Annotated in this window: 7 protein-coding genes; 3 read left to right on the plus strand and 4 right to left on the minus strand. The window is 60.2% G+C overall.

Going from position 1 to position 5,161, the window contains the following annotated elements; genetic code table 11:
* Positions 1-302: 302 nt before the first annotated feature.
* The gene (locus WBV42_RS14985) at positions 303-536 is read right to left on the minus strand and encodes a hypothetical protein (RefSeq protein ID WP_423986742.1); all 234 of its coding nucleotides are present in this window, start codon (positions 534-536) and stop codon (positions 303-305) included.
* A gap of 165 nt (positions 537-701) precedes the next feature.
* Between WBV42_RS14985 and WBV42_RS14990 the strand changes: the two genes are divergently transcribed.
* Genes WBV42_RS14990 through queC form a run of 3 tightly spaced genes read left to right on the plus strand, consistent with a single transcriptional unit; the run spans position 702 to position 2,685 of the window.
* On the plus strand, positions 702-1,139 hold the full coding sequence (locus WBV42_RS14990) for a 6-pyruvoyl trahydropterin synthase family protein (RefSeq protein WP_423986743.1): 438 nt from the start codon (positions 702-704) through the stop codon (positions 1,137-1,139).
* A gap of 2 nt (positions 1,140-1,141) precedes the next feature.
* Positions 1,142-1,924, plus strand: coding sequence for a 7-carboxy-7-deazaguanine synthase QueE (locus tag WBV42_RS14995; protein WP_423986744.1), 783 nt, complete (start codon positions 1,142-1,144; stop codon positions 1,922-1,924).
* A gap of 32 nt (positions 1,925-1,956) precedes the next feature.
* Positions 1,957-2,685 carry a 7-cyano-7-deazaguanine synthase QueC gene (queC, locus tag WBV42_RS15000; RefSeq protein ID WP_423986745.1) on the plus strand — a complete coding sequence of 243 codons (729 nt, stop codon included), beginning with the start codon at positions 1,957-1,959 and terminating at the stop codon, positions 2,683-2,685.
* A gap of 28 nt (positions 2,686-2,713) precedes the next feature.
* Here the strand turns inward: queC and WBV42_RS15005 are convergent, their stop codons facing one another.
* From WBV42_RS15005 to WBV42_RS15015, 3 genes are all read right to left on the minus strand, one after another.
* The gene (locus WBV42_RS15005) at positions 2,714-3,637 is read right to left on the minus strand and encodes a DMT family transporter (protein ID WP_423986746.1); all 924 of its coding nucleotides are present in this window, start codon (positions 3,635-3,637) and stop codon (positions 2,714-2,716) included.
* A 76-nt stretch (positions 3,638-3,713) separates the two neighbouring features.
* Entirely contained in the window at positions 3,714-4,400 is a 687-nt protein-coding gene (locus WBV42_RS15010) for a type II CAAX prenyl endopeptidase Rce1 family protein (RefSeq protein WP_423986747.1), read from the minus strand.
* Entirely contained in the window at positions 4,397-4,687 is a 291-nt protein-coding gene (locus WBV42_RS15015) for a DUF5789 family protein (protein ID WP_423986748.1), read from the minus strand. Before WBV42_RS15015 ends, WBV42_RS15010 begins: the two co-directional genes overlap by 4 nt.
* Positions 4,688-5,161: the final 474 nt, after the last annotated feature.

Below are 5,161 nucleotides of genomic sequence, written 5' to 3' on the forward strand. Positions count from 1 at the left end.
AGAGTAGCCCCTGCAATCAACGCTAGTAAGCCCGGTCCCCAATAGTTGATATTTGGGGCACAGGATCCACCCGCTTGACCTGCTTGATAGAGACAAAGGGATGTTGAAACGCAAGTATGAATGCAATGATTGCAATTGTGATCGTAGCAAAACCCAGGATACTGAGTGGGTTAGTCCACTCTGTGGTACTTCCCATGCATTACACGTACATCTCTACTGTGCTATAATCCCACCTCCTCAGAAAAATACAATTTGATCAAAGTGTATACTGTGGTCAACAACTGGTGTAGAGATATCTCGTCTCAGACGCTCTCGTTCGATTTCTTCTGCTGGTTCGCGATGAACGTCGAGATGACGGTGATGTCGAGGAGACCGACGACGATGAAAATCGCCGGGACGAACATTCCGTCGAGCGTGAAGAACAGCAGGATGCCGAGGAGAACGATCATCACCCCGCTCCCCCTGATGAGGAATCGAACTTTCTCGTGGTCTTTCAATTCGCCGAAGTTCTGCAACGTTTCGAGAGGGCTTTTCATGTTGAGGAGGATGAAGATATTTAATATAGATATTACGGTTACGATGAATAACAGGTGACTCCTCTCCCTCACTGGTATCGTTCAGCAGTAGGTAATCGAACGTTCCCAATTTGTACCACAGCTCGGAGTAGTGGCGTTTAAGTATTCTCTCGATAATCTTCGAATATGACTGGATCGCTACTCGAATCATCCCCGGAACGAACGCTGCATATCGGACGGGACCGTCCGATTCGCATCAGCGCCGGGCATCGATTGCTGCATCACGACGGGAAATGTAGCCGACCGCACGGCCACAACTACGAAATCGAGGTGACTGTGGTCGGCGAACTCACCGAGGAAGGGTGGGTCGTGGACAAGGGAGATATCACGTCGATAATCTCGGAATGGGATCACATGTTCCTGCTGGAGAACGGCGACCCGCTGGTGGAGGCGTTCGAGGAAAGCGGCGACGGGGCGGCCGTCGTCCTCTTCGAGGACCCGCCGACGGCCGAGGTGATGAGCCTCGAACTGGAACGTCGGTTCATGGAGGAACTTCCCGACAACGTCTCCGAAGTCGGGGTACAGGTGAACGAGACGTCCGAACTCTGTGGTGGACCGGTCTGACCATGCCCGTGAATGCGACCGGCTCGGAAGAGACCGAACGCGATGAGGAAGCGGGCTCGGACGAGCCGTCGCTTCCCATCAACGAGTTGTTCTACTCGTTGCAGGGCGAGGGCAAACTCGCGGGCGTTCCGAGCGTCTTCGTCCGGACGAGCGGCTGTAACCTTCGGTGCTGGTTCTGCGATTCGTATCACACCTCGTGGGAACCGACACACGCCCGAATGACGCTGGACGACATCGTCGCGGAGGTCGAGTCCTACGACGCGAACCATGTCGTCCTCACGGGCGGCGAACCGCTGGTTCACGGGGAGTCCGTCACCCTGCTCGACCGGCTTTCCGAACTGGGCTATCACACGACTGTCGAGACGAACGGGACGTTCCTCCCCGATGCACCGATCGATCTGGCGAGCGTCAGCCCGAAACTGGCCTCCTCGACCCCGACGCCAGAGAACGACCCGAAGGGCGACGGCGAGTGGGCGGAACGACACGAGGAGCGACGGATCGATGTCGGGACGCTCGCGGGACTCGTGGATGCGTACGAAACCCAATTGAAGTTCGTCGTCACCGACGACGCCGACCTCGAAGAGATAGAGGAACTGGTTTCGGCCGTTCGTGATGCCGCCGACGAACCGCTATCCGACACGGACGTTCTCCTGATGCCCGAGGGAGCGACCCGCGACGGACTGGACGAGAACCGCGAGCGGGTCGCCGAACTGGCGATGGAGTACGGCTACCGATATACGCCGCGCCTGCACGTGGACCTGTGGAACGACGCCCCCGGAACCTGAACGCGAAAGACGAAATGCGATAGACGATATTCATGACATCGAACGATTCATCGGACGACTCGACTGCGACGGACGAACAGACCGAAAAACGCGCCGTCATCCTCGCCTCCGGCGGGATGGACAGCGCAACCGTGGCCTACGAAGCACGCGAACGCGGGTACGAACCGTACTTCCTGCACACGTCGTACGGCCAACGAACCGAGACGAAGGAGTTCGACTGCGCGAAGCGACAGGCCGAGGAACTCGACGCCGGATTTCTGCACGTCGAGACGAGCCACCTCGCCACGATCGGTGGATCGAGCCTGACCGACGACGAGATGGACGTCGAGGACGCCGACTTGGAGAGCGACGAGGTGCCGGACACCTACGTCCCGTTCCGGAACGCGAACCTGCTCTCGATGGCGGTCTCCTGCGCGGAAGCGAACGACTGCGATGCCGTCTTTATCGGCGCACACAGCGAGGACTTTTCGGGGTATCCCGACTGCCGCCCACAATTCTTCGAGGCGTTCCAGGCCGTGGTGGACACCGGCACGAAGGACGAGACGAACATCGAACTCGTCGCGCCGTTCGTCGAGTTCCGCAAAACGGACATCGCGGAGCGCGGCGTCGAACTCGACGTTCCGTACGAACTGACGTGGAGTTGCTACCGCGCGGAGGAACCGGCCTGCGGAACCTGTGACTCGTGTGCGCTTCGCTTGCAGGCGTTCCAGAACGTCGGCGTGCGCGACCCGATCGAGTACGAGGAACGACCGGAGTACTGAGTACCGACTACCGAGTACTGATTACTGACTACTGGGACGCCGCGCTTTTTCCCCCGGTCGAAGCGACGTAGATCCCGGCGAGCACGACGGTTCCGCCGATGATGGTTGCAAGCCCTGGCGTCTGCCCGAGGACGAGTAACGCGAGGATCGTGCTCCCCACGGGTTCGCCGAGGAGCGTGACGCTCACGACGCTCGATTCGACGTACTTCAGCGCCCAGTTGATTATCGTGTGGCCGAAGATTCCCGGCCCGACGGCCATCCCGAGAAAGAGGAACCACTCCGTCGGTCGGTAGGCCGTAAGGGCGACCGTCGCGTCGCTGGTCAGTGCGGCACCGAACAGGACGACGGTGGTCACGCTGTACACGACCGTCACGTACGGAATCAGCGACACGCGCTGGCGGAGCGACCGCCCGGCGAGGACGTATCCCGCCGCCGCTATCGCCCCGACGATCGCGAGTCCGTTTCCGTACAGCGGCCGCGCCCCGGCGACGACGGCGTTCGAGAGCAGGCCGCTCAGCGACATCGCCACCATCCCGAGCAGTGCGACGAAAATTCCGATCATCGTCCGTCGGGTGACGCGTTCATCGAGCAGCGCCCACGCACCGACCATGACGAACAGGGGTTGGGATTGGACCAGCGTCACGGACGCCGCGACGGTCGTCCAGTCCAGACTCGCGAACCACGCGATGAAGTGTGCGGCGAGGGCACACCCTGTGACGACGGCGATGAACAGATCCCGCCCCGAGAAGGTTCGCAGGTCGTCCCGATACCGCGTGACCGCGAGCGGCGCGAGGAGGAGCGTCGTGAACAGCGACCGATAAAACGCCTTGATGATGCTCGGCGCGTGACTGAGTTCGATGAGGATGGCGCTCGTGCTGACCGCGACGATGGCGACCGCGAGGGCCGCCATCGGGGACACCTCGTCCTCCACGCGCTCGACCATCCCGAACATTACGTGGGGGTTCCGCCGCGGGGCGGTTGAACGTTCCGAACGAGGAAAGCGACGAACTGCGGGAAATCGACCACCATCACATGTGCACCGGAATCCACGAGAGCCAGTGGACGACCGTCTCGGGCGGAATGAGCGGCTTGTGAAGCACCAACCAGTCAAGAAGCATCAGTCCGACGCCGTGGGCCACGACGGACGGAAGCAACGAATCGCAGTTGAAATCCACCACGCCGAACAGCACGTCCGTCGGTGCCGACAGTACGACTTCGATGGGTGGTTTTCCGAGGTGATGAAACGCATAGATCACCGGACTCACGAAGGCGCTCTTGTATCCGATCTTTCGCAGACCGACGCAGAGAAACCCGCGGTAGTAGGTCTCGGCCGCGAGCACGACGATGAACTGCTTTACCGAGTGCGGGAGGAAGTTCCCGAGCGCCGCGCTCGTCTCCCACATCGGATAGTACGTCCGAATGGTCGGCAGCGACGACCCGACGACGTAAATCGGAATCACGAACGCCGCGAGAATCAACGTGTTGCGTACCGCCTTTCGATCCACCCGATAGCCGAGGTGACGACCGTGCGTTATCGCCAGTACGCCGGGAATCAGGATGTACAGCGTCGTGTCGCGGATGACGCGTAGGTTCAGGCTGCCTCCCGTGCTCGGCAGGTACGACCATGAAACCGTGATGATCCCGCCGACGAGGAACGTCAACTGTACCCACGAGAGGCCGAACGACCCGTCCTCGACGTTTCGGGAGAAGTTCACGAATCGTCGGCGGTCGGGACCGGACCCGTGCCGATGACGTCGCGAATCGCGCCCGTGAACGCCTGCTCGGTCTGGAAGTACGTCATCTCGACCTCCTCCAGAACGGCGTCGAGTTGCTGTGGTCCGTCCGGCGTTCGAATCGTCTCGCTTCCTTCCCGGCGCGCGATTTCGCTCTTCTGAATGGGCCAGAACAGCCGCGAAGAGATTCGCGCGATAGGTGCGCCATCGACGGGTTCACCGTCGCCGAGTTCGACGGCAGGTCCCTCGTCTTCGTTATCGTCGGCCATACCGTGGGGTTTGCGAGGGCGCGGATTATGCTTTTCGAACCTACCTTTTGCTGCGCGGAAAGTCGCGGCGGGGCCGCGACTTTCCGCTGGCAAAATCTGGACCAAAAGCCGACGTCACCCCCTCAGGCGCGTCTCCGACGCGCCTTCGAGGATTCCTCGGCCCGGAAAATCTTCGATTTTCCGGTGAGCGTGCTGGCGACTGGCGGTTGTGTCACCGGCAGCCACCTGTGGTTTGTGTCGTCTGCTGATTCTTGCTCCTCGTGTCGGTTGCTGATCCGGCGGTTGCACCCCCGGCCTACCGCTCCCTTCGGTCGCTCGATAATTATTGTCTGGTGGACCTATCAGATAGTGTTTGGTTCCGGGAGGTGGTAGAACAATCGATAAAGTGGAATGTATGATAGTCGTCTCAGCACCCGACTTTCGAGAGATATAGCATCCAAGTATACTAATTCTGATGGATGTCTGACGTAGTAG

This window comes from Haladaptatus sp. (genome assembly GCF_049589095.1).
In the GTDB taxonomy this organism is placed as follows: Archaea; Halobacteriota; Halobacteria; order Halobacteriales; family Haladaptataceae; genus Haladaptatus.